Origin of the sequence: Brevundimonas sp. NPDC058933 (genome assembly GCF_049315965.1) — a bacterium.
In the GTDB taxonomy this organism is placed as follows: domain Bacteria; phylum Pseudomonadota; class Alphaproteobacteria; order Caulobacterales; family Caulobacteraceae; genus Brevundimonas.
In genome coordinates, this window is record NZ_JBMOSL010000002.1 from 91,704 (window position 1) to 115,910 (window position 24,207).

General features: G+C 70.0%; 23 protein-coding genes. 9 read left to right on the top strand and 14 right to left on the bottom strand.

What is annotated here, in order from left to right:
- Positions 1–135 precede the first annotated feature (135 nt).
- Complete coding sequence (locus ACOZBP_RS06360; protein WP_422675569.1) at positions 136–951, bottom strand: siderophore-interacting protein; 816 nt, start codon at positions 949–951, stop codon at positions 136–138.
- On the bottom strand, positions 948–1,598 hold the full coding sequence (locus tag ACOZBP_RS06365; RefSeq protein WP_422675570.1) for a PadR family transcriptional regulator: 651 nt from the start codon (positions 1,596–1,598) through the stop codon (positions 948–950). The genes ACOZBP_RS06360 and ACOZBP_RS06365 overlap by 4 nt, the downstream gene beginning before the upstream one ends.
- 111 nt (positions 1,599–1,709) lie before the next feature.
- Here ACOZBP_RS06365 and ACOZBP_RS06370 point away from each other — a divergent pair, with 111 nt between their 5' ends.
- Genes ACOZBP_RS06370 through ACOZBP_RS06380 form a run of 3 tightly spaced genes read left to right on the top strand, consistent with a single transcriptional unit; the run spans position 1,710 to position 3,896 of the window.
- Entirely contained in the window at positions 1,710–2,459 is a 750-nt protein-coding gene (locus tag ACOZBP_RS06370) for a dienelactone hydrolase family protein (protein WP_422675571.1), read from the top strand.
- A gap of 56 nt (positions 2,460–2,515) precedes the next feature.
- A complete protein-coding gene (locus ACOZBP_RS06375) occupies positions 2,516–3,004 on the top strand; it encodes an Rrf2 family transcriptional regulator (RefSeq protein WP_422675572.1) in 489 nt (162 codons plus the stop codon).
- Positions 2,973–3,896 (top strand): NAD(P)/FAD-dependent oxidoreductase, encoded by a 924-nt coding sequence (locus ACOZBP_RS06380; RefSeq protein ID WP_422675573.1) that lies wholly within the window; start codon positions 2,973–2,975, stop codon positions 3,894–3,896. The genes ACOZBP_RS06375 and ACOZBP_RS06380 overlap by 32 nt, the downstream gene beginning before the upstream one ends.
- A gap of 4 nt (positions 3,897–3,900) precedes the next feature.
- On the opposite strand, the gene ACOZBP_RS06385 is transcribed toward ACOZBP_RS06380, so the two are convergent.
- The 10 genes from ACOZBP_RS06385 to ACOZBP_RS06430 form a co-directional block, all read right to left on the bottom strand.
- A complete protein-coding gene (locus ACOZBP_RS06385) occupies positions 3,901–4,365 on the bottom strand; it encodes an OsmC family protein (RefSeq protein ID WP_422675574.1) in 465 nt (154 codons plus the stop codon).
- Positions 4,366–4,378: 13 nt separating this feature from the next.
- On the bottom strand, positions 4,379–5,068 hold the full coding sequence (locus tag ACOZBP_RS06390; protein WP_422675575.1) for a GNAT family N-acetyltransferase: 690 nt from the start codon (positions 5,066–5,068) through the stop codon (positions 4,379–4,381).
- A gap of 4 nt (positions 5,069–5,072) precedes the next feature.
- Positions 5,073–6,131 (bottom strand): tryptophan--tRNA ligase, encoded by a 1,059-nt coding sequence (trpS, locus tag ACOZBP_RS06395; protein WP_422675576.1) that lies wholly within the window; start codon positions 6,129–6,131, stop codon positions 5,073–5,075.
- 158 nt (positions 6,132–6,289) lie between these two features.
- The gene (gene murJ, locus ACOZBP_RS06400) at positions 6,290–7,996 is read right to left on the bottom strand and encodes a murein biosynthesis integral membrane protein MurJ (protein ID WP_422675577.1); all 1,707 of its coding nucleotides are present in this window, start codon (positions 7,994–7,996) and stop codon (positions 6,290–6,292) included.
- Positions 7,997–8,027: 31 nt separating this feature from the next.
- A complete protein-coding gene (gene glnD / locus ACOZBP_RS06405; RefSeq protein ID WP_422675578.1) occupies positions 8,028–10,706 on the bottom strand; it encodes a [protein-PII] uridylyltransferase in 2,679 nt (892 codons plus the stop codon).
- Positions 10,707–10,818: 112 nt separating this feature from the next.
- Positions 10,819–12,621: a methyl-accepting chemotaxis protein gene (locus ACOZBP_RS06410; protein ID WP_422675579.1), complete on the bottom strand. Its 1,803-nt coding sequence runs from the start codon at positions 12,619–12,621 to the stop codon at positions 10,819–10,821.
- 113 nt (positions 12,622–12,734) lie between these two features.
- A complete protein-coding gene (gene mutS, locus ACOZBP_RS06415) occupies positions 12,735–15,443 on the bottom strand; it encodes a DNA mismatch repair protein MutS (RefSeq protein ID WP_422675580.1) in 2,709 nt (902 codons plus the stop codon).
- 94 nt (positions 15,444–15,537) lie between these two features.
- The gene (locus ACOZBP_RS06420) at positions 15,538–16,437 is read right to left on the bottom strand and encodes an aldo/keto reductase (protein ID WP_422675581.1); all 900 of its coding nucleotides are present in this window, start codon (positions 16,435–16,437) and stop codon (positions 15,538–15,540) included.
- Positions 16,438–16,507: 70 nt separating this feature from the next.
- Positions 16,508–17,152: a maleylacetoacetate isomerase gene (maiA, locus tag ACOZBP_RS06425; protein WP_422675582.1), complete on the bottom strand. Its 645-nt coding sequence runs from the start codon at positions 17,150–17,152 to the stop codon at positions 16,508–16,510.
- Positions 17,149–17,805, bottom strand: coding sequence for a fumarylacetoacetate hydrolase family protein (locus ACOZBP_RS06430; protein ID WP_422675583.1), 657 nt, complete (start codon positions 17,803–17,805; stop codon positions 17,149–17,151). The genes maiA and ACOZBP_RS06430 overlap by 4 nt, the downstream gene beginning before the upstream one ends.
- Positions 17,806–17,976: 171 nt before the next feature.
- Here ACOZBP_RS06430 and ACOZBP_RS06435 point away from each other — a divergent pair, with 171 nt between their 5' ends.
- From ACOZBP_RS06435 to ACOZBP_RS06445, 3 genes are all read left to right on the top strand, one after another.
- Complete coding sequence (locus tag ACOZBP_RS06435; protein ID WP_292032274.1) at positions 17,977–18,321, top strand: glycine zipper domain-containing protein; 345 nt, start codon at positions 17,977–17,979, stop codon at positions 18,319–18,321.
- Entirely contained in the window at positions 18,321–18,713 is a 393-nt protein-coding gene (locus ACOZBP_RS06440) for a hypothetical protein (RefSeq protein WP_422675584.1), read from the top strand. Before ACOZBP_RS06435 ends, ACOZBP_RS06440 begins: the two co-directional genes overlap by 1 nt.
- A gap of 107 nt (positions 18,714–18,820) precedes the next feature.
- On the top strand, positions 18,821–18,997 hold the full coding sequence (locus ACOZBP_RS06445; protein ID WP_105562042.1) for a DUF1328 domain-containing protein: 177 nt from the start codon (positions 18,821–18,823) through the stop codon (positions 18,995–18,997).
- 66 nt (positions 18,998–19,063) lie between these two features.
- On the opposite strand, the gene ACOZBP_RS06450 is transcribed toward ACOZBP_RS06445, so the two are convergent.
- A complete protein-coding gene (locus tag ACOZBP_RS06450; protein WP_422675585.1) occupies positions 19,064–19,915 on the bottom strand; it encodes a metallophosphoesterase family protein in 852 nt (283 codons plus the stop codon).
- The gene (locus tag ACOZBP_RS06455) at positions 19,915–20,838 is read right to left on the bottom strand and encodes a diacylglycerol/lipid kinase family protein (RefSeq protein ID WP_422675586.1); all 924 of its coding nucleotides are present in this window, start codon (positions 20,836–20,838) and stop codon (positions 19,915–19,917) included. Before ACOZBP_RS06455 ends, ACOZBP_RS06450 begins: the two co-directional genes overlap by 1 nt.
- Positions 20,839–20,989: 151 nt before the next feature.
- On the opposite strand from ACOZBP_RS06455, the gene ACOZBP_RS06460 reads away from it, so the two are divergent.
- The 3 genes from ACOZBP_RS06460 to ACOZBP_RS06470 all read left to right on the top strand — a co-directional run bounded on the left by ACOZBP_RS06460 (position 20,990) and on the right by ACOZBP_RS06470 (position 24,183).
- A complete protein-coding gene (locus tag ACOZBP_RS06460) occupies positions 20,990–21,340 on the top strand; it encodes a YMGG-like glycine zipper-containing protein (protein ID WP_422675587.1) in 351 nt (116 codons plus the stop codon).
- 121 nt (positions 21,341–21,461) lie between these two features.
- Entirely contained in the window at positions 21,462–21,920 is a 459-nt protein-coding gene (locus ACOZBP_RS06465; RefSeq protein WP_422675588.1) for an OmpA family protein, read from the top strand.
- A gap of 241 nt (positions 21,921–22,161) precedes the next feature.
- Positions 22,162–24,183: a protein-disulfide reductase DsbD family protein gene (locus tag ACOZBP_RS06470; protein WP_422675903.1), complete on the top strand. Its 2,022-nt coding sequence runs from the start codon at positions 22,162–22,164 to the stop codon at positions 24,181–24,183.
- Positions 24,184–24,207: the final 24 nt, after the last annotated feature.

The window sequence follows — 24,207 nt, forward strand, 5'->3', positions numbered from 1 at the left end:
CCGGGGCGCGCAGCGAACCCGGGACCCAGACGGCGGCTTCACGCGCGGCCTTTTCGGCTGCGGACGGGCCGCTGAACCGCCTGGGTTCCGGGTCGGCCAGCGCCGCCCGGAATGACGGCTGGGTTTGTCGCTCATTCAGTCCTCGATCACCTCGTGCGAGCCGGCGCGACCCAGGCGCCAGTAGCCGGCCACCTTCATCCATTTCGGATTGAAGGGGCGGGCGGCCAGAAGCGCCGCGCGCATCGAACGCGCCGCCGAGGACTCGCAGGCCACCCAGACATAGGCGTCGCTCGGGTCGATTCGCCCCGCCGCTTCGACCGCCGCCGCCGTCAGGGCCTCGGCCCGACCACGCGGACCGCCGTTGCGATGGACCCAGACGATCTCGACGTTCGCGGCGCTGGGCAGGGGCAGCTCGCCCGCCGCATCCGCCACCTCGATACAGGCGATGGCCTGCGCGCCCGCCGGCAGTTCCTCCAGCCTCCGGGCGATGGCGGGAATGGCCGCCTCGTCGCCGACCAGCAGGTGCTCGGCGAAGCTGGTCGGAACCAGAAACGAGCCCCGTGGTCCGCCCAACCCCAGTTCGTCTCCGACCCGCGCCTCCTCGGCCCAGGCCGTGGCCGGACCGCCGTGCCCGACCGCGAAGTCGATGGTCAGCCGCCGGGTCGCGGCGTCAAAGGCGCGCGGCGTATAGTCTCGCGCCACAGGCCTCGGCTCAGCGAAGACCGGACCGTCCGGCCCGACCGTGGGCAGGACCAAGGGCTGGCCGCGCGGCGTCGGAAAGACCTTCACATGGTCGTCGAAGCCGGGGCTGAAGAAGCCCTCCAGTTCCTCGCCGGTCAGGACGATGCGCTTCAGCACCGGCGTCAGCTGCTCGACCGACTCGACGCGGGCGCGGCGGAATTTCAGCTCGTGCCGGATCCGGCGCGGCTGGCGCAGATGCGTCTCGCTCATGCCTGCCGCACCTTCTCGGCGGCGGCCTCCAGCAGGTCGGCGATGGCCTCGACCTGAGCTTCGCTCAACGGCGGCTCCTGGGTCAGGCGCTGATGCGTCGCCGAACGCAAGGCCTCGATGGCCTGGGCGATGCGGGCGGGCCGGTCCGGCCGTCCGCGCAGGGCCTTCATCTTCATGTCGATGTGGGCGAGGGCCTCGGCGTTCTCCGTCAGCAGACGGCGGCCCTCGTCGGTGATCGCATAGCGTTTCTTGCCGCCCTCGGCGGCGACGCTGACCGCGCCCATGTCTTCCAGCAACGACAGGCTGGGATAGATGACGCCGGGGCTGGGGGCGTAGGTCCCGCCCATGCGGCTTTCGATCTCCTTGATCAGCTCATAGCCGTGGCTCGGCTTGTCGGCGATCATCGACAGCAGCACCCAGCGCAGGGCGCCGTGCTCGAACATCCGTCCACCGCCGCCGCGCCGTCCATGACGCTCGCCGCGCAGCCGGCCTTCGCCGCCCATGCCGGGGCCGCGTCCGCCTTCCGGCCGCATATGACGGCCGTGGCCGCCCCGACCGAAGCCGTGACCGAAGCCCATTCCGTGGCCGCCGTGATGGCCGCGGCCAAAGCCGCCGCCGGTTTTCTCGATCCCCTTGGATCCTCTCATAATGGTTCTCTCGTTTTTCACTTAGATATATCGAACTGACGCATAGATATATCGATATATCGAAACCGCAAGACCCCTTTCCTCGCAATCGCGAATCTCTAAGCTGAGCTGATGGATACGCTCGACGCCCGCTGGGCCATGCTGGAACCGCACACGACCGTGGTCGGCCCCGACGACGACCGGCCGCGCCCGGCGGTGCTGCTGTTCCACGGGTGCGGGGGCTTGCGGGACCATCTGCCGCGCTACGCCGAGGCGGCGAAGGCGGCGGGCTGGCGGGCCTTCATCGTCGATTCCTACGGCCCGCGCGGCTGGAACCGCGCCTTCACCCTGACCACCGTCTGCACCGGCCTGGTGCTGCGCGGCTATGAGCGGGCGGGCGACCTGCTGGCGGCGATCAAGGGCATATCCCGCCGCCCCGACGTCGATCCGACGATGCTGTCTCTGGCGGGTTGGAGCCACGGCGGCTGGTCGATCATGGAGATGATGAGCGAGGACCCGCAACCGGGCCGCATGGGCGTGGCCGACCCGGAGTCCTGCGACCTGTCGGGCGTCAAGGCGGTCTGGCTGGCCTATCCCTATATCGGCGCCTGGGCCTTCAACCGGATGAAGCCCTGGCGGCACTGTCCGCGCGTCCTGGCCATGACGGCCAGGCGCGACCACCTGACCACGGTGTCGAACGCGGAACGGGTCAACGCCATGATCCGCGACTGCGGATCCGAGGTCGAAAGCTGGATCGCCGAGGGCACCCACGCCTTTGACGAACCGACCAGCAACGGCCCCATGCGTCACCACCCGGAGCTGACGCTAGAGGCCCTGCGCCGTTTCACCGCCTTCCTGAAAGACGTCGCGCCCGACGCCTGAAAACAATTTCAGCCCCCGTCTTGACGCATGGCCCTTCACGTAACAATTGAAGTTACATGAAGCGCGACTCCCGCCTGTCCAACATCCTCCACGCCCTGCTGCACATGGCCGAGCATGAGCAGCGTCATGGCCAGCCCATGACCTCGGACCTGCTGGCGACCTGTCTGTCGACCAATCCGGTCGTGGTTCGTCGCACCATGGCGGGCCTGCGCGAACAGGGGCTGGTCGCGTCCGAAAAAGGCCACGGCGGCGGCTGGCGGCTGGCCCGGCCGCTGGACGGCATCACCCTGGGTCAGGTGCACACCGCCCTGGGCGAGCCCGGCCTCTTGCCCGAGACCCCGCCGGTCGAGGCGGAGGGCTGCCTGATCGAGGCGGCCGTCAACGACGCCCTGTCCGACACCTACGCCGCCGCGCGCGCCCTGCTGGTCGCGCGGCTGGATTCCATCACCCTGGCCGATCTGGCGGCGGACTTCTCGCGCCGGCTGGGCGCTCATCCCAGGAGAGACCTGTTCCATGCCCATGCGCGAAAATCCGATGCCTCATGACGCCGTCGTCATCGGCGGCTCCTACGCCGGTTTGTCCGCCGCCCTGCAACTGGTGCGCGCCCGCCGCCGGGTTCTGGTGATCGACGACAACCGGCCAAGGAACCGCTTCGCCGCCCGCGCCCACGGGGTGCTGAGCCACGACGGCCGCCCCGGCGCCGAGATCGCCGCCGCCGCTCGCGCCCAGGTCGCCGCCTATCCCACCGCCGCCTTCCGCATGGCCGAGGCGGTGGACGTCAGCCGCATCGACGGCGGCTTCTCCGTCGCCTTCGCCGACGGGACCAAGACCCTGGGCCGCCGCCTGATCCTGGCCCATGGGGTCGAGGACGTTCTGCCCGAGATTCCCGGCGTCAAGGAACGCTGGGGCCGCACCGCCCTGCATTGCCCCTGGTGCCACGGCTACGAAATCGGCGGCGGGCCGATCGGCGTCCTGGGGCGCGGCGACCACGCTGTGGCTTACGCCACCATCGTCGCCGAATGGGGTCAGGTCTTCCTGTTCATGGACCCGGCGGGTCTGAGCCAGGACGATGCGCGCGTTCTGGCCCGTCGCGGCGTCACCATCGAGCCCACGCCCATCGAACGGCTGGAAGGCGAGGCCCCGACCCTGACCGGCGCGCGGCTGACCGACGGCCGCTTCATCCCGCTGAAGGCCATCTTCGTCGGCGCCTCCGTGCGCCAATCCAGCGGCTTCGCGGAAAGCCTGGGCTGCGAGATGACCGACAGTCCGGTGGGGCGCATCGTCAAGGTTGACGCCCAGCAGCAGACCAGCCAGCCGGGCGTCTTCGCCGCCGGTGATCTGGCGCGACCGGCCAGCAACATCACCCTGGCGACGACGGACGGCATGCTGGCGGCCCATGGCGCCTTCCGCTCCCTGATCGAGGAGGAGACGGCCTGAGGCGTCAGCCCAGACGGGCCGTCACCGTGATCTCGGCGCGCACCGAATGGGCCATGTCGCAGTGCTCGTGCGCGGCGTGGTGCAGGGCGTCCAGTTGGGCCTGATCGGGCTGGCGGCCGGTAAAGGTCGTGACCGGGTTCAGGGCGACGCGCGCCAGATAGCGCTGGCCCGCCCCGTTCTTGTCCAGCGCGCCCGAGGCGTCGTCCAGATAGCGGTCGACCGTCAGACCGGCGTTGGCGGCGAAGGCGAGGAACCACAGCATGTGACAGCTGGACAGGGAGGCGATCATGGCCTCCTCTGGGTCCACGCCCGCCGGGTCCGACATCGGGACCGGCACGCCAGAGGGGGCTGACGATCCCGGCACCACCGCCCCGCCGTCGAAGCGCCAGACATGGGCCCGGCTGTATCGCTTGTCGACGAAAGGCTGGTCGCCCCGCGTCCATTCCACCGTTGCGCCGTGACCGCTCATGCCGCTCTCCCGTTCAGATATCCGGGGAGGCTAGCATCCTCATGGCCATTTGGCTCCGCACCGCGAAACCCAGCGACCGATAGAGGGCGATGGCCCCGGCGTTGTCGGCGTAGGAATGCAGGAAGGCCGTCTCCCCGCGCGCCAGGATCTGTTCGATCACCGTCCGCATCAGGGCCCCGGCATAGCCGCGACCGCGCGCGTCGGGATGGGCGCAGACGCCCGAGACCTCGGTAAAGCCGTCGGGCTTCAGCCGCTCGCCGGCCATGGCCAGCAGACGCCCGTCCTGCTTGACCCCGAAGAAGTCGCCCAGTTGGTGCGTCCGCTCGAAGAAGGGGCCGGGTTCGGTCAGGGTCGCCAGCGCCAGCATGGCCGGGGCGTCCGCTTCGGTCAGGGGCTCGATGACGATGTCGCGCGCCTTGGCGGGCGCCAGGGCGACCAGCACCATCTGCGCCAACGTCGCTTCCTTGACCACGCTCAATCCGGGCGGCACCGGAATCGGGTCAGCCTCGACAGTGCAGATCACGCCCTCGGGCCGTTCCAGCGCCGCCATCGCCGCCAGGCTCTCCGGCGACTGATCCTCGCTGGCGGCGAAGACGCCGTAGCCAGGGGCGAAACGCAGCGCTCTGTTGGCGCCGACCGCCAGAGACGTCTGGCGCTCGGACGTCAGCGCGCTCCAGATCGGGCGGTCGAGCGGGTGGCTCACGGCCTCAGCCCCGCCAGAAGCCGACGATCTTCTTGACCTCGTCCACCACCGGCTGCGCGATTTCGCGGGCGCGCTCGGCGCCGACCGCCAAGGCGCGGTCGATCTCGGCCGGGTCGGCCATCAGGCGGCGCATTTCCGCCGTGACCGGGGCCATCGACGTGACCGCCAGCTCCGCCAGCCTGGGCTTGAACGAGCCGAAGCCCTGACCGCCGAACTCGGCCAGAACGGCCTCGCGCGTCGTATCCGACAGGGCCGCATAGATGGCCACCAGGTTCCTGGCCTCAGGCCGACCGTCCAGACCCTCGACCGTGTCCGGCAGGACATCCATGTCCGACTTGGCCTTCTTGATCTTGGCCGCGATGGTGTCGGCGTCGTCGGTCAGGTTGATGCGCGACAGGTCCGAGGGATCGGACTTCGACATCTTGGCCGCGCCGTCGCGCAAGGACATGACGCGCGTGCCCGGTCCCTGGATCAGGGGCTCCGGCTGGGGGAAGAAGCCCGGCGCGCCGAAGTCGTTGTTGAACTTGGCGGCGATGTCGCGGGTCAGTTCCAGATGCTGCTTCTGGTCCTCGCCGACCGGCACCTCGGTCGCCTTGTAGAGCAGGATGTCCGCCGCCTGCAGCACCGGATAGGTGTAGAGGCCGACGCTGGAGCGCTCCTTGTGCTTGCCCGACTTTTCCTTGAACTGGGTCATCCGGTCCAGCCAGCCGAGGCGGGCGACGCAGTTGAAGATCCAGGCCAGTTCGGCATGGGCCGGCACTGCCGACTGCGGGAAGATGGTCGCCTTGGCCGGGTCCAGACCCGAGGCCAGATAGGCCGCCGCGATCTCGCGCGTCTGGGCCGCCAGCTTCTCGGGCTCCTGCCAGACGGTGATGGCGTGCATGTCGGCGACGAAGACGAACAGGGGCGCGCCCGTGTCCTGAAGTTCAGTGAAGCGCTTCAAGGCGCCCAGATAGTTGCCCAGGTGCAGGGCGCCGGAGGCCTGGATGCCGGACAGGATGCGGCGCGGACCGGCATAGGCGGGCGCAGCCGGAGCGACGGAGGCCGGGGTCTGGTCAGTCATGGGATTTTCTCGGGAAGCGTAAAGGCTGGAATTCGGCGCACGCGCAGGCGTGCGGAGGCAGGCGGTGAACAGTCAGCCGCGCCATCGCCGGGCGATAAAGGGATGTCCCGAATAAGCCATGCCCCCGCGCTTATCGCCTCGGGGCGCGAAGGGCAAGCTTACCGACCCTTGCGGATCAGCCCCTTGATCTCGGCCACGGTGATCGCCCGCGTGGCGAAGGCCAGGACGACATAGGTCAGGCCCCCCGCCGCCACGACGGCCAGCAGGGTCAGCTCCTTGGCGCCGTGGTCCGCGCCGAGCGCGCCCAGCAAGGCTTCGACTGGGGCCTGCAGCAGGGGCCGCGCCCAGGAGGCGAGGCCGACCACCAGACCCAGACCGACGCTGGCAAGAAGGATGCGCGCCAGACGCGAGGCCGCCGCCGGGCTGGGCCGGTAATGGCCGCGTCGCCACAGGGTCGCGCCCAGCAAAAGGGCGTTGGTCCAGGCCGCTGCGCTGACCGCCGCTGCGATGCCGGAAATCCCCATGCCGAGGTTGAACAGGCCGATGGCCAGGGCGGCGTTGACCGCCACCGAAACCAGGGCGAAGGCCATGGGTCGGCGGGTGTCGCCGCGCGCGAAGAAGGCCGGGGCCAGGATGCGGATCAGGACGAAGGCCGGCACGCCCCAGCCGAACTGGAACAGGGCCTGGGCCGTGTTGACGGCGTCAACCTGAAGGAAGGCGCCGCGCGTGAACAGGGCGTCGATCAGGAAATAGGGCATGGCCATCAGGGCCGCAGCCGCCGGCAGAGTCAGGGCCATGGACAGGGCCACGGCCTCGTCCATCGAGGCCTGCTGCTGGCCGTGATCCTTGGACGCCACCGCCGCCGACAGCTTGGGTAGCAGGGCGATGCCGATGGCCACCCCGACCAGGCCGAGCGGCAACTGGTACAGGCGATCCGCCGTGGCCAGCCAGGTCCGCCCGCCGGCGACGAAGCTGGACAGGTTGCCCGAGATGAAGACGTTGATCTGGGTCGCGCTATTGCCGATGGCGGCGGGCACGGCGGTGATGATGATGGCCTTCACCGCCGGGGTCAGCCTGGGCATGGTCAGGCGTATATTGGCGCCGGCCTTCCGCGCCGCCCACCAGCACAGACCCGCCTGGGCCACGCCGGCGACCAGCACCGCCCATGAGGCGGCGTAGGCGGCGCCGATCTGATCCCCCTGGGCCGGGATGACGGCGGCCAGCATGATCAGGTTCAGCAGGATGGGATAGGCGCCCGAGACGATGAAGCGCCCGCGCGCGTTCAGCACCCCGCTCAACAAGGCCGCGACGGCCATGCAGGGCAGGTAGGGCATGGTGATCTGGGTAAGAATCACCGCCAGCTTGAAGCGGGCCGGATCGTCCAGGAAGCCGATGTTGATGACCGTCATCAGCCACGGCATGGTCAGCTGGGCGAGGATGGTCAGCACCACGGTGACGGCGGCGACGGCGGCCAGGGCGTCGGTGGCGACCTGATCGGCCACCGCCTGCCCTTCCGTCTTCAGCGTCTTGGCGTAGGCCGGCACGAAGGCGGCGGCGAAAGCCCCCTCGGCGAAGATGCGGCGGAACAGGTTGGGGAAGTTCAGGGCGGTGTTGTAGGCGTCGGCCGCCGGCCCCGCCGAGGCGCCCAGCGCCGCCGAGATCACCACGTCGCGCGCAAACCCGGCCAGACGGCTGAGCAGGGTCATGGCGCTGAAGATGGCCGAGGAACGCATGACGCCCCCGCCTTTTGGCGCACCGCCATCGAGCGTCGCCGAGGCCGCAGGCGGCTGAACCATGGGCTCCACCGTGGCGCTCGCAGCCGGCGTCGGGGCCGCCGGTTCGATGGGATCGATCTTGTCGTTCACGGCTGTCTCTGTGTTCGCCCGGTCGAACGCCTTAGCGCGCCCGCGACCCGCTGGATATGGTCTTGCGTCCCAGCGCGCCTTCCAGATCCGAAACATCCCGCACGCTGGCCCGCACCGGCGTGATGCGCCGCCCCGCCGGACCCTGCGGCGCGCGATCCAGAACCTCCAAAAGTCCGGTCCTGAGGGCCGCCAGCCGTCCCGCATCGCTCGGTTTCGCGCCGTCGGCATCGGTGATGTAGAAGCCGTCCACCGCCCGCTCGCCGAAGCTGGCCACGTGGGCCGAGCGGGTCGAGTAGCCATGCTCTGAAATCGTCCGCGCCAGATCGGCCAGCAGGCCCGGCCGGTCGGCGCCGGACACCTCGACCACCACGGCGCTGGTCCCGGCCTCCATGTCGATGCGGACCACCGGCCGGACCTCGAACACGGCGCGGCGCGCACTGACGCGGGGGGTCTCGACCGCCGAGGCCCGCGCCCCCTTCTGCGCCGCCCGCTCCAGCGCCTTGACCAGGATGGCCAGCCGACGGGGTTCGCGCTGGCCATAGGCCTCGCCCGCCCCGTCCTGAAGCTCGAACACGTCCAGCGCCGTGCCGTCCTCGGCCGTGGCCAGACGCGCGCCCACGACATCGGCCCCGGCCTTGGCCAGGGTCGCCGCCAGATCGGCGAACAGACCGGGTCGGTCCGTCGCCGCCACCGCCACCCGCGCCGTGGATTCCAGCGCGGTCTCGGGCGGCAGGGCCTCGACCGCCGCCCCTCCGCGCCGGGCGCGTTCGACCAGGGCCGGGTGGTCGATCAGCGGGTTCTCGCGCGTCACGGCGTCGCCCCTGAACAGGGCCTCGGTCGCCTCGAACAGGGCCCGCATCAGCTGCCCCTTCCAGCCGTTCCACACCCCCGGCCCCACGGCGCGGATGTCGGCCACAGTCAGGACCATCAGCATCCGAAGACGTTCCGGGTCACCGACGGCTTCCGCAAAGGCGCGGACCGTCGAGGGGTCGGAGACGTCGCGCTTCTGCGCATAGTCGCTCATCAGCAGGTGATGGCGCACCAGCCAGACCACCAGCTCGATCCGGCGCGGATCGACGCCCAGCCGTTCGCAGGCGCGCCGCGCGGCGATGGCCCCGTCTTCCAGTTGGCCCCGGTCGCCGCCCTTACCCACGTCGTGCAGCAGCATGGCCAGCATCAGCACCTCGATGTCGGCGATGCGATGGATGATGATGGTCGAGGTCGGGTGGTCGGCCTCCAGCTTGCCGCGCGCGATGTCGTTGATGATGCCCACGGCCTGCAGGGTGTGCTCGTCCACCGTATAGGCGTGATACATGTTGAACTGGGTCTGGCCGACGATCCGCCCCCATTCCGGCAGGAAACGGCCCAGAAGCCCCGTCTCGTTCATGATCGACAGGACGCGGTAGGGGCGATGTCCATGCGCCAGCACCGTCAGGAAGGCCTCGGCCCCGCGAGGATCCCGCCGCAGCGCCGGCGTCACCAGCGGCAGGGCGCGGATCACGGCGGCGAAGGCGTCGGGGTGCAGGTCCAGATCCAGCCGGTCGGCTTCAACGAACAGCAGCAGCAGACGCACAGGGTCGTGGGCGAAGACGCCGCCCCCCGTCACCGTCAGCCGCCCGCCCTCGACGGCCAGGCCGTCAAAGGCCAGCTTGACCCGTCGCCTGGGGATCAGCCGCGACAGACCGCGCGCCAACCCTTGCGCCTTCTTCTGCTGGCGCGCCTCCAGCTGGGCCGAGACGGCGCGGGTCAGGGCGCCGACCTCGCGCGCCACCTGGAAATAGCGACGCATGAAACGCTCGACCGCCAGTTCGTCGCCGCGCCCGCGCCAGCCCATGCGCCGGGCGATCTCGGGCTGGAAGTCGAAGGTCAGCTTCTCCTCGGCCCGACCCGCCGCCAAGTGCAGGTGGATACGCACGTTCCACAGAAAGCCGATGGCCTCGCGGAAGCTGCGCAGCTCGCGCGCGCTCAGCAGACCCTCCAGCGCCGCCTGCCCCCGCTCGCTGTCCGGCGCCAGCGACCGGGCGATCCAGAACAGGGTGTTCAGGTCGCGCAGCCCCCCCTTGCCGTCCTTGACGTTGGGCTCGACGCGATAGCGCACCGCCCCCGTCTTCTGCAGACGGACGTCGCGCTCCTCCATCTTGGCGGCGATGAAGGGGCGGGGGTCGGCCTTGGCGACTTCACCGCGGAACCGCGTCAGCAGGCCTTCGCCCAGATCAGCGTCTCCGGCCAGCACCCGGCCCTCCAGAAGAGAGGTGCGCACCGTCATGTCGCTGCGCGCCAGGTCCAGCGTCTCGCCGACCGAGCGGGAGGCCGAGCCGACCTTCAGGCCAAGGTCCCACAGGACGTAATGGATGAACTCGATCACCGTCGTCGCGCGTGGACTGATCGCCTGGCCGTCTCGCAGGAAGAGCAGGTCGAGATCGGAAAAGGGCGCCAGGACGCCCCGACCATAGCCGCCGACCGCCAGCAGACTCAGGCGATCCTGCGGCGACGGGTGCAGGATCTCGGTGGCGACCCGCCACAGACTGGCCAGCATGGCGTCCGCTGCGGCGGCATAGAGGCGCGCCGCCTCGGCGCCGTCGACGCCCCCTTCCAGCCGCCGCGAGACGCGCGCGCGGTCAATGGCGAAGCTCTCGCGCAGGACGGAGGTGACGGCGACGCGTGCGTCGGGCGCCCCAGCCGCAGCCTCGAGGCGCTCATCAAGGCTCATTTCAGTCCCCGGGGATCGGACAGGACACCACGGAGATCTGACAGACGTCGCATGACCCTTCATGCCCCCCTCGCCGGAGGCGAACAAGGCCTCGCGCCCATTTGACGGGGCGTCAGGCGGCCAGGGCGACCCGCGGCTGGCCGGACAGGCGGAAGCGCGCAATCAGGGCGGACAGACGCTCAGCCTGATCGGCGAGCGCGCGATTGGCGGCCGTGGACTTCTCGACCATGGCGGCGTTGTGCTGCGTCATCTGATCCATCTGGTTCACGGCCGTGTTCACTTCTTCCAGCCCGATCGCCTGTTCCCGCGCCGAGGCCGCAAGTTCCGTGGCCAGGGTGTCGATCTCGCCGACCTGGGCGACCAGGGCCGACAGGCTGTCGCCGGTTCGACCGGCCAAAAGAGCGCCGCGCTCGACGCTGCCGGTCGAATCCGAAATCAGCGTCTTGATCTCTCGCGCGGCGTCGCCGGAACGCTGGGCCAGGGCCCGCACTTCCGAGGCCACCACGGCGAAGCCGCGACCGGCGTCGCCGGCGCGGGCCGCCTCGACCCCTGCGTTCAGCGCCAGAAGATTGGTCTGGAAGGCGATTTCGTCCATCACGCCCAGGATCTCGTTGATATGACCCGACGCCGTCTTGATCTCATTCATCGCCGTCGCGGTCTGCCTGACCATGGCTTCGCGCTCGCCCGCGCCCCGTCGCGCGGTTTCGGTAATGTCGGCCGCCCCCTGGGCGCCTTCGGCGGTGCGGCGCACGGCGGTGGTCATCTGATCCAGCGCAGCCGCCGTCTCTTCCAGCGAAGCCGCCTGCTGCTCGGTGCGGCGCGACAGATCGTCGACCGCGTCGCTGGCCGTGGCCGCGCCCTGGCGCACCGCCACGGCCGAGCTCGCGATCTCGGCCATCGTCTCGGCCAGGGCGGTCAGGGCGGCGTTGTAGTCTTCTTTCAGCTGGTGGCTGCGCGGGGCGAAGGCGGCGTCAATGCGATGCGCCAGATCGCCTTTTGCGAGGGCCGCCAGGCCTGCCCCGAGAGCCGTCACCACCACGGCGTCCTCAGCTGCGATCGCCGCCTGCTGCGCGGCGGCCTCCTGACGCTCCTGCTCGGCGGCGGCGCGCATGGCCAGGGATTGAGCCTCGGCGTCGCGCTTTTGAACGGCGGCGTCGCGGAAGGCCAGAACGGCGCGCGAGATCTGTCCGATATCGTCCCCACGGGACGCCCACGGCGCATCGACCTCGACCTGGCCCTTCTGCAGCGCTTCCAGCCGGTGGCACAGGGCCGAGAGCGGGGCGAACATGCGGCGCGAGATCGCCAGACAGACGCCGCTGGTGATCAGAGCCGCCATGAGGCCGACCGCCAGCAGGGACGCCAGAGCGCTCTTCACCGAGGCGAGGAAGTCCGCCTCCGGCACGCCGACGTAGAGAACGCCGATCACGGCGCCGCCACTGTCCTTGATGGGGTCATAGGCGACGAAATAGGGCCTGCCCAGAATGTCGGCCCGGCCCCGATAGGGCTCGCCGCGCCCCAGCACCGCGTCGTGGACCGGCCCCGGCGCCAGCGGGGTGCCGATCGCCCGCGCGCCGTCGGCCTTGGTCACATTGGTCGAGACCCGCATGTCGCCGCGAAACACCGTGGCGGTGCCGCCCACCAGGGTCTTGATCCGGTCGACAGGGGCGAAATTGCCGTCCAGCCGCGTCTCACCCGCAAACAGGGTGCCGTCCCGAACCGAATAGGTCGAGCCATATCGGGCCAGCACCTCCCAGGCCACACGCATATTGGTTTCCTGGCGCTCGGCGGCCCGACGCTCTCCCTCCTTCTGCATCAGCCAGCCGCCGACGGCGAGCAGGGCGATCGACAGGACGGCGAGGGCCGTGACGGTCATCAGAACCGTCTTGGAAGCAAGAGAGAGCGAGCGAAGGCTCATGGCGATGATCCCGGGGAGAGGATGACGTCCGAGCAGGACTGTGACCGCCTTGATGGCGCATCCCCCTTAACGCCGCAGGAATCCCTCCATGCGGGCCATTACGGATCGCCCCGTTAAGGTCTGCCCAAGGCTTTCAGCCGGTACAGGGCCTCCAGCGCCTCGCGCGGGGTCAGTTCATCCGGGTCGATGGCGGCCATAGCCTCATCCAGCGCGGAAGCCATGGGGGCGGGGGGCGCCTCGGCCACGGCGGCGAACAGGGGCAGGTCGTCCAGACGCGCCGCCGCCGCCTTTTCGCTCTCCAGCCGCTCCAGCACCTCGCGGGCGCGGCCGACCACCTTGCTCGGCACCCCCGCCAGCTTGGCCACCTGCACGCCATAGGAGCGGTCGGCGGCGCCCGGCGCCGCCTCGTGCAGGAAGACCAGGTCGCCGTTCCACTCGCGCGCCTTCATCGACAGGTTGCAGACGTAGTCCAGCCGCTCCTCCAGCCGCGCCAGCTCGTGATAATGGGTGGCGAACAGGGTGCGGGCGCGATTGGTCTCGTGCAGGGCCTCGGCGGTGGCCCAGGCGATGGCCAGGCCGTCGTAGGTGGCCGTGCCGCGGCCGATCTCGTCCAGCACCACGAAGCTGTGCGGCGTCGCCTGGGTCAGGATGGCGGCGGTCTCGACCATCTCCATCATGAAGGTGGAGCGGCCGCGCGCCAGGTCGTCGCCGGCCCCGACCCGGCTGAACAGCCGGTCCACCACGCCCAGCCGCATGGCCCGCGCCGGGACAAAGGCCCCGGCCTGAGCCAGGACCACCAACAGCGCATTCTGGCGCAGGAAGGTCGACTTGCCGGCCATGTTGGGTCCGGTGACGATCGACAGGCGCGAGGCCCCAACGCCGTCGCCGGCCAGTCGGCAGTTGTTCGGGGTATAGGGGTCGCCTTGCGCCGTCACCGCCGCCTCGACCACCGGATGGCGCCCGGCCTCGACGTCGAAGCAGAGGCTGTCGTCGACGACAGGACGAACCGCGCCGACCTCTTCGGCCCATTCGGCCAGCGCCGCGTGGGCGTCCAGCTCGGCCAGGGCCGCGGCCACGCCCTGCAACGGTCCGGCCAGACGGGCGACCTCGCGCCGCCAGGCCTCGAAGGTCTCGCCTTCCATGGCGAGCGCCCGATGCCCGGCCTGGCTGATCTTGGCGTCCAGTTCCGACAGCTCGACCGTGGTGAAGCGGACCTGGTTGGCGAGGGTCTGGCGGTGGATGAAGGGGCTGTCGGGCCCGGCCCGCAGCAGGCCCTCCGCGGCTTTCGCGGAAGCTTCGAGGAAATAGCCCAGGACGGCGTTGTGGCGCACCTTGAAGGCCACGCCGCTCTCGGCCACGGCGCGGGCCTCCAGATCGGCGACCACCCGGCGGCTGTCGTCGCGCAGGGTGCGGGCCGCGTCCAGTTCGGGCCGGTGGCCGGGGTTCACGAAGCCGCCGTCCCGCGCCAGATGCGGCGGCTCCTCGATCAGGCCGTCGCCCAGATCAGCCAGCAGGTGCGACAGATCGGCGTCCAGCGTCAGCCGGTCGAGACAGGCCAGAACCCGTGCGGGCGGCCCGGCCAGGGGATCGCGGGCCGCAGCGGCGAACAGCCCGGCCAGCCCCTGCGCCGTCGTCAGGCCGGAACGGATCGCTCCCAGATCACGCGGTCCGCCGCGTCCCAGCGCCAGCCGCGACGTCGCCCGCGCCACATCGGCCGAGGACCGCAGCCCGTCCCTCAGATCGCGGCGCAGATCGCGCCGTTCCAGCAACCACTCCACCGAGTCCAGCCCGGCGTTGATCGCCGCCGGATCACGCAAGGGCCGCGAAATGCGTTCCGCCAGGGCCCGCGCCCCGCCAGACGTCACGCTGCGGTCGATGCAGTGCAGCAGGGAGCCGTCGCGCTCGCCGCGCTGGGTCCGGTCGATCTCGAGGCTCAACCGCGTCGCCGGGTCGATGGCCAGAAAGCCGCTCTCGCCCGAACGGCGCGGCGGGGCCAGGGCGGGGATCTTGCCGGCCTGGGTCGTCTCCAGGTAGGCGGCGATCAGGCCCAGCGCCGAGACCTCAGCCTCCTCGAAGGCGCCGAAACCGTCCAGCGCCGAAACCCCATAGAGCCGCTGCACCCGGTCGCGCGCCCCGACCGGCTCGGCCAGGGCTTGGGGCATGGCCTGAACCACGCCGCCGGAGCCGTCCAGCGCGCCCTTCAGCGTCTCGTCCGAGAACAGGCGGTCCGGCACCAGAACCTCCGAGGGCCGGAAGGCCGCCAGCGCCGCGCCGAGATCGCCCAGGTCGCAGGCCACCGAGTCCACCGCGCCCGCCGACAGCTCGACCACAGCCACGGCGGCGCGGCCCTTGCGGATAGCCACCGCCGCCAGACGGTTGGCCCCGCGCGCGTCCAGCAGACTGTCCTCGGTCAGGGTGCCGGGCGTCACCACCCGCACCACCCCGCGATGCACCACCGCCTTGTGACCGCGCTTCCTGGCCTCGGCGGGGGCTTCCAGCTGCTCGCAGATGGCGACCTTGAAGCCCATGCGGATCAGCCGCGCCAGATAGCCGTCCAGCGCATGGACCGGCACCCCGGCCATGGGAATGTCCTCGCCCTGATGCTTGCCGCGCTTGGTCAGGGTGATGCCCAGGGCCGCCGCCGCCTTCACCGCGTCGTCGAAGAAGAGCTCGTAGAAGTCGCCCATGCGGAAAAAGAGGATGGCGTCGGGCTGATCGGCCTTGGCCGCCAGGAACTGCGCCATGACCGGCGTCGTGCCCGGATCCGCCTTGGCGTCGGGCTTCAGATCGGCTTGCGGGGGATGGGACAGGGGCGCGTTCATACGCGGCGCAAGGTGACGGATCGGGGCGCCGGCCTCAAGCAGGATCGGCGGCGATCATGCACAGGGGGGCGTAGAAGCCCGCCGCGCCTGTGGATCAGGCCGCGTTGCTGATGCGCAGGCGGGTGCGCGAGGCGACGGCGGCCGGGGCCTCGTCCAGGGCCAGGGCGTCCCAGTCGATGTCGGGCTTGGCCGCGTGCGAGGCGGCGACGATGGCGCGCAGTTCGGCGGCCGAGGCCACGCTGGCGATCACCGAGGCCACGCCGGGCAGGTTCAGGGCATAGGCGAGCGCCGCCTGCATCGGATCGACCCGGGCCTCGGCCAGACGCCGACGCGTGCGCGACAGGGCCATGCCGTGCGCCGCCAGTTCCGGCGGCAGGCTCTCGCGGTTGGCGAACAGCAACCCTTGCGCGAAGACCGAGGCCAGATGCACCTCGACCCCCTGGCCGGCCAGATCCTCGATCACCCCGCCGCGCGCGGCGCGCTGGTCCAGGATGTTGCAGGCTACCTGCACGACGTCAGGCTGGAAGCGACGGGCCAGCAGGGCCGGGCCGTCCTCGACCGTGGCCACGAAGCCGATCTTGCGGAAGACGCCGCGTTCCTTCAGCGCCGTCAGACGCGCCCACAGGGCGCGGCCCTCGACCCCGGCCAGATCGGACGCGTTCTGCACCAGAACGGCGTCGCCGCGCGGCAGGCCCATGCGCTCCAGCGAGCGACGGGCGCGGGCCTCGACCCGGTCCAGACCGTCGGCCAGGGGCACGGTGCGCACGGTGACGCGGAAAGGCGAAGGGAAGGGCCAGGCCTGACCCAGCAGCCGCTCGACATCGCCTTCGGGTCGGGTCGCGACCAGGCCGACGCCCGCGTCCCCCGCTGTCTGCAGCAGATGACGCATGGCGTCCTCCCGCTGGCCGGGAGGCAGCGGGCGGGACCGTTCAGGCTCAGTCACCACAGCGATGGCGAGCCGGTCGGCCGGACAGGGCGGGACGGCGAATCTCACGGCGCCGATATTCAGCGTCAAAGCTTAAGGGAGATTGACCGAAATCAGGGTCGTTGGTGAACGAACAGGCTTAATCCGCGTCCGGTCGCCCATCCGGTTGATTGTCCGGGTGCGCCGCCATGAAGGCCGGATGCAGGCTGGCCCTCGCTTCGGTCGCCAGCAGACGCGGGAAGGGCGTCAGATCGACGTTGAACCGCCGCGCCGAATAAATCTGCGGGATCAGGTAGCAGTCGGCGAGCGTCGGCGCTCCGCCGAAACACCAGCCCTCGCCATGGTGCTGGACCTGCGCCTCGAGCGCGGCGAATCCGTCGAGGATCCAGCGCCCGGCCCAGGCGTCCACGCCCGCCTGATCAGCGCCCAGATCACGGACCGCCTTCAGCACCCGGAGATTGTTCAGCGGATGGATGTCGCAGCCGATCAGGGCGGCCATGCCCCGCACCGCCGCCCGGTCGGCGGCGGCCGTCGGCAGCAGGGCCGGGGTCGGATGGGTTTCCTCCAGCCACTCCAGAATGGCCGGGCTCTGGGTCAGGACCAGACCGTCGCCTGTCTCCAGCGCAGGCACCAGCCCCTGCGGGTTCAGCGCCAGATAGGCGTCGGACGTCTGCGCGCCCGTCCGCAGGTCGACCGGCGCCGTTTCATAGACCAGCCCCTTGAGATTGAGGGCGATGCGGGCGCGATAGCTGGTGCCCGAACGCCAGTAGCCGTGCAGGATCACGGCTGCACCGTGAAGGCGAGCGGGGCCAGACCGTCGATCCGCGCCTCGACCCGGTCGCCGGGGGCCAAGGGTCCCACGCCCTCTGGGGTGCCGGTGAAGATCAGATCGCCGGGTTGAAGGCTCCAGAGTTCGCCCGCCTTGGCCAAAATCCCGACCGGGTCCCATATCATGTCGGACAGACGCCCCGACTGGCGCGTCTCGCCGTTGACCGTGAGCGTGATGGTCGCATTGGGGTCGGGCAAGTCTCCGAGCGTCAGCGCCCCGCAAGGCGCCGACTGGTCAAACGCCTTGCCCGCCTCCCACGGGCGGCCCTTGGCCTTGGCCTCGGACTGAAGGTCGCGCCGCGTCAGATCGACGCCGACCGCCCAGCCGGCGATCTCGCCGTTTTCGCCTACGGCGACCACCAGTTCGACCTCGTGATGCAGGTTGGCCGTCGCCGACGGATAGACGGGATCAGCGCCGTCCACGACCAGGGCGTCGGCCGGTTTGGCGAAGAAGAAGGGCGCGGGCCTAGACGGATCGGCCCCCATTTCGCGAGCGTGGGCGGCGTAGTTCTGGCCGACGCAGAGAATACGACGGACTGGAAAACGGCGCGTGTCGCCCTGAATGGGCAGGGACGGCGTCGAAGCGGGCGGGAACAGCCATTGGGTCATGACGTTGTTGTAGGACGACGCCCCTGATGACGCCAGAAGGCGGCGACAGCCACGCCTTGAATGTCGACCCTCGGCTTGCTGCTTTGCAGGAACCTTGGTCGTCGGTGTGGCGTTCGGGGCAGGGGTTCTCTATTTAATCGTCAAGCTTACACACCCAGCGGAGCGCGCATCATGGCCACCACCAAGGCTCGGGAAGACATCAAGAACGATCTGAAGACCCTCAAGGAGGATCTGAAGACTGGCGCGCGCGAGGAAACGCAGCGCCTGAAAGCCAAGGCGGCCGACGCCGAGGCCCGCCTGCGTGAGCAGGGCGAGGAACTCCGCGAAAAGGCGCGCGGCTATTATGACGACGCCCGCGTGCGCGGCCGTGAATATTACGATGACGCCGCCGAACGCTTCGAGGAAGCCCAGCGCTACGTCGTCGAACGCGTTCAGGAACGTCCGGTGCAGTCCACCGCCATCGCCCTGGGCGTCGGCGTCGTGCTCGGCCTCCTGCTCGCCGGTCGTCGTCGCTGATGATCGGGCGGGGGCTCGTCAACCGCGCCGTCGCGACCTTCATCGCGGCTGGCGCAGGCTTCGTGGCCGTGGTCGCTCTCGGGGCCACGGTGTTTTATCTGCTCGCCCTGGTCGTCGTTCCGCTGGCGGCCGCGGCCATCACCTCGGCTCTGTTCGCGATCATCGCGCTCCTCGTCGCCCTGATCTTCGTGCGTCGCGCGCAGGGCGAGGAAGACGAAGAGGACTACGAACCGGAGGGTCTGGGCATGCGCGCCTTCCATCTGTTCAAGCAACGGCCTGTGCTCGGCACCGTCGCGGCCCTGGCCGGCGGCTGGATTTTCCTGCGCAACCCGGCCCTCGCCACCATGGTGGCTGCGGCCTTTACTGAAAAAAGCCGCCCTCGCCGACGTTAGAGCGCGGAACGGCTAAGCCTCCGGGGCGTTATTGAAGCAGGCGAGATGATCGACGGGAGGAGTCGATAGTCTTGCTTTCGTTTCAACAACGTTTCGGAGGGTCGTCCATGCTTCGCTGGGCCATCATTTTCTTTATCGTCGCACTGGTCGCCGCCGTTCTCGGCTTCGGCGGTATCTCGGGCATGTCGTTCGAGATTGCTAAATTCATCGCCATTATCGCCGTTATTCTGTTCGTGGTGTCGCTGGTCGTCGGCGGCATGCGCGGGCGAGGTCCGCGTATCTGACGCAGCTCCCCGGCTGCATATGAAAAGGCCCCGGCGATCGCCGGGGCCTTTTTCTTGCATCCGATGTCAGGTGACAGCGGCCTCCATTTCACCGGGCGTCGCGGGATCGGGCGCGGTCTCGGCCCGCCGCGTGTCCTGGCGACGCGGCAGACGCCAGGTCTGGTGATCCTCGAACCGCTGGCCGGTCCAGACCACCGCTGTGACCACGATTTCTCGCGCATCCCACTCGATGCGGTTGAAGCTGGGCGGCGCGCCGCGTTCGCGGTGGGACAGGGTTCCGCAGCCGATGGCGTAGGAACACCGGTCCGATATGTCGATGCCAAGGGCGAAGGGCACATGGACATGACCCGTGGTGATCAGGTCCACCCCCGCCTCGGCGAAGATCAAGGCCGCCTTGTCGCCGCGCTTGACGTCGCCGGTCATCGGCGTGCCGATCATCTCGATCAGGGGGTGATGGCAGGCCAGTATTCGAAGGGCTCCGATCGGCGCATTGCGAAGAGCCTCGGCCGCACGCCGCGTCTGATCCAGATCGATCACGCCCTTCGACCAGTTCGGCCGGGCCTGCCAGCCTCGTGCGGTGGTCACCCCGCGCACCATCAGATTGTCGCGCTTGAACTCATGATCATGCGCCGGATGGCCGGTCGCCTGCTCAAAGGCGCGCCACGGCCAGAACAGCCGGGCCATGACATCCCAATAGGGCACGTCGTGATTGCCCACAGTCACGAAGACCGGTTGCGGCATGGCGCGTATCCAGGCGCCGGCCGCCTCAAACTCCTTCGGGAAGCCCTGCTGGGTGATGTCGCCCGTGATCAGGACCAGGTCATGCGGGGTTGCATGGGCGTAATCCAGGGCGCCGGCGACCGCGTGGACATGTTCGCAGCCGAAATGCACGTCGGAGAACTGGATCACCCGCCCCATCAGACGCTGTCCTCCGCTGCGGGCGGCAGCGGGGCCAGGGCCATGAAGGCGCGCGGCAGGAAGCTGATGCTGGTCTCGCGGCCCAGCAGCATGGGCTCGCCGTCGATGACCGCAGGGATCTTGGACCGCGCTGAAACCGCGATCTTGCGCGCTGGCTGGGTCGTCACATTGGGGTCGTGACGCCAGTCGTCGAAAAGGGCCCGGGCCGCCAGACCGAAGGCCTGAGCCGCGTCGGACGTGGTCATGGCGGCCGCTTCCAGACCGACCGGCTCGTCCATCGCCCTTGAGATCATGGGGCTGATCAGCACTAGGGCTTCCGCCCGGCGCCGGGCGCCGCCGTCCAGGCTGAACCGGATATGACCGCTGAAGGCCCGCTTGAACGCCCGTCGTCCGTACATCCAGGCCAGTTTCAGCTTGCCGGTGCGCATGGCTTCTCGAGCCGGGGCCCACAGGGCGGGGGCGCCCAGAATGGCCGCGCAATAGAAGGCCTCGCCTTCCACCACGCCGCCGGACACGGCCTGAGGCGCGCCTTCTTCCAGGGCGCGCTTCAGCGCCAGCTTCCAGTCGCCCGTGCCATAGAGGGCCTTGGGCAACATGTTCATGGTGCCGCCGGGCAGGGGGGCGATCAGAGGCCCCTTGGCGCCCGCCCGCGTGGCGACTGACCGGGCGGTGCCGTCGCCGGCCAGAACAAACAGGACGTCCGGCCGAGCCGCGATAGCTTCGGCGATCTGATCCGGTATCCGGGCGCCCTCCAGGATCACCACCGCGGCCTCGAAATCATAGGGCGCCAAAAGGGCCTCGGCCTCCGCCGCAGCCTGGGATCCAACTCCGCCCGACAGCGGGTTGACCAGGATGATCACCTTTTTTATCGCGACATCTGAAGTCAGGCGAAGGGCGTCGGGCGCGGCGGCGGCGTCTGTCATGGGCGGCGAACGCCTCGTCGCTGGCCCCGGTTCCCCGAACCGCAGGCTCGAAGAAAATAATGTAAAGCTTGCCCGCCAGTCTCGGAACCGCCGCCTTTGGCTTGCGTTCTGTCGACTTCAGGGGAGCCCCCTCGGGATGAAGGACAGATCCATGAACAAGGCGATTATCGCCATCGCCGGCGCCGGTCTTCTGGTCACCGCCTGCGCCAGTGACCCGTATTACGGCGGCGGCAACAACAACGAGACCGTCCGTCAGGGCGCTATCGGCGCGGGCCTCGGCGCCGTAGCCGGCGCCATCATCGGCAATAATGTCGGCGGCGGCAACGCAGCCACCGGCGCAGCCATCGGCGCCCTCGCCGGCGGCGCAGCAGGCGCGATCCGTGGTTCGAACCAGGACCGCAACAACCAGCAGCGCTATCGCGACAACCAGGGTCGCTACTACTACTGCTACGACAATCGCCAGAGCGAATGCTACTGGGAGAACGGCCAGCGTCGCTACTAAGCGACTGGCGCCCGATGGATTTTCGGGTCAGGTTCAAGGGGCGGTCCGTTTGCGCGGACCGCCCTTTTGCTTCTGTAGTCTTGCACGCCCGGGGCTGGGCGTTCTGTCGAAGGGCTGACTGATGAAACCGATCCTTCCTGCCGCTGTCGTCGGCGTTATGACCCTGGCCTTCCTGGCGGGCTGCTCCACGCCAGGCGTCTACAAGACGCGCAGCGACCTGGTCAGCGATCCCGCAGCCTGCGCCGCCAAGCGGTTCGAGGTCTATTTTGATCAGGACCAGGCGCGCCTGACGACGGCGGCGCGCGAAGCTATCAGCCTGACCGCAACCCAGTTGCAGGGATGCGACGTGACGAGGGTCCAGGTGCTCGGCCTTGCCGACGCCCGCAGCGGCACGCCGGCCGCCAACCAGTCCCTTTCCGAGCGTCGCGCCAGATCCGTGGCCGAGGCCCTGGCCGGGGCCGGCCTGCCCGCCCCCGCTTTCGAGGTGGCCGCCGCCGGCGCCGACGGCGCTGTCGTCAATGGGGTGAACGACCCCCTGCGCCGCCGCACCGAGGTCGTGATCGAGGCCCGCCCCCGCTAGACCTCGTGCGGCCTGGCGTCGCGGGACGGTGGCTGTCGCGGCGCGCGGCGGCTAGGATCGCGGCCAACCTTCCTTGTCCGGTGCCGTTCTTTTGCGTCTTCTCGCCGCCGTCCTCGTCTGGCTGACCTTCGCCGCTTCGGCGACGGCGGCGCCGTCCGCCCTTGATCAGGCGTTGAAGGCGGGCGCCGCCTCGCCTTCCGGCCCTCAGCGCACCGAACGGATCGAGGCCGAACTGGTCCCCATGAGCGCCTGGGCCGCGCCCGGCTCGACCGCCGTGGTGGCGGTGCGTCAGCAGATCGAGCCCGGCTGGCACACCTATTGGCGCAATCCCGGGGATTCAGGCGGCCCGACCACCCTGGACTGGACCCTGCCGAACAACGTCAGCGCGGGCGACATCGTCTGGCCCCTGCCCCGCCGCCAGCGGCTGCAAAGCCTGATGAACTACGGCTACGAGGGCGAGGTCTTCCTGCCCGTGCCGATCGAGATCCCCGCCGACGCCCGGCCCGGCCAGACCCTGCGCCTGACGACCAGGGCCCTGTTCATGGTCTGCAGCGACCAGATGTGCGTGCCCGACGAACTGACACTCAGCCTCGACCTGCGGGTGCAGGAGGGCGCCGCGCCGCTGGATCCGCGCTGGGGCCAGAAGATCCAGACCCTGGTCCAGACCGCCCCAGGCCCCGCCGGGATCGACGCCCGCGCGGCCTTCGCCGACGGCCAGCTGACCCTGACGGCGACGGGCGGTCCGCTGGCCGGCGCTGCGCCGAAATGGGCCTATTTCTTTCCCTTCGAGGGCGGGGTCATCGACCACGCCGCAGCCCAGACCGGCCAGCGCGGACGGCAAGGCCTGACCCTGACCATGGCCCCAGGGCGCGGTCTGTCCGCCAATGGACTGAAGCCTCCGCTCGCGGGCGTCCTGTCCACCGACCTCGGCGCCTGGGACATCTCCGCTGAACAGGGCCCGGCCCTGCCCGGCGCCGGGGGAGAGGGGGCGCTCGGCGACGGCGAGGCGACGCAAGGCCCGACCGCCGCCACGACGCCGCTCGCCTTCCTGCAGGCCGCCCTGTTCGCCCTGCTCGGCGGGCTGATCCTCAACCTCATGCCCTGCGTCTTCCCTATTCTGGCGATGAAGGCCGCGGCGCTGAGCCGCTCGGCCCACCATCCGGCGGAGGCGCGTCGCGACGGCCTGGCCTTCCTCGCCGGGGTGCTGGCGACCTTCCTCGTTCTGGCCGGCGCCCTTTTGGCCCTGCGCGCGGGCGGTCAGGCGCTCGGCTGGGGCTTCCAGTTGCAGTCGCCCGGTGTGGTCGCCGCCCTGTCGCTGCTGATGCTGGCCGTGGCGTTGAACCTGTCGGGCGTCTTCCATATCGGCGGCGGCCTGCAAGGCGCGGGCTCCGGCCCCCTGTCGCGTCTGCCCGGCGCGACGGGCGCCTTCTTCACCGGGGTGCTGGCCGTCGTCGTGGCCGCGCCCTGCACCGCCCCCTTCATGGCCTTTGCGCTCGGCGCGGCCCTGCTGATGCCCTGGCCCATGGCGCTGGCGGTCTTCCTGATGCTCGGTCTGGGTCTGGCCCTGCCCTATGTCCTGATCAGCCTGTCGCCGCGCCTGCTGGCCCGCCTGCCGCGTCCCGGCCCGTGGATGGAGACGCTCAGGAACCTGCTGGCCTTCCCCATGTACGGCGCCGCCCTGTGGCTGGCCTGGGTCTATGGCCGCCAGACCGCAGACGCCCTGGCCCTGCTGTTCGGCGCCGGCCTGATGCTGGCCCTGGCCCTGTGGCTGTTCGGCCGGTCGCAGACCACGCCCGGCAAGGGCCGGGTCGCCGCGACTGGCGCAACCCTCGCTCTGATCGCGGCCCTCGGCCTCGGCGTCCTGGCCGCCCGCGCCGCCCCAGCCGCAACCGACAGCGCGCAGACCTCCGCCCATCTGGCTTCGCAACCCTGGTCAGCGCAGGCCGTACAGGCCGCCTTGGCCGAGGGTCGTCCGGTCCTGGTCAACTTCACCGCCGACTGGTGCGTCACCTGCAAGATCAACGAGGGCGCGGCCCTGTCCTCGCCGCGCACCGCCGAGGCGATACAGGCGACGAACGCCGTCTATCTGGTCGGCGACTGGACCCGCCGCGACGACGCCATCACCGCCGAACTGCAACGCCACGGCCGCTCGGGCGTCCCGCTCTACCTGCTTTACGCGCCGGGCCAGGCCGAGCCGCGCATCCTGCCCCAGCTTCTGACCGAAGGAACCGTCGTCGGCGCCCTGAAGGACGCCGCCCGCTGATTTTCATCTGCCCCTGACCTGAAG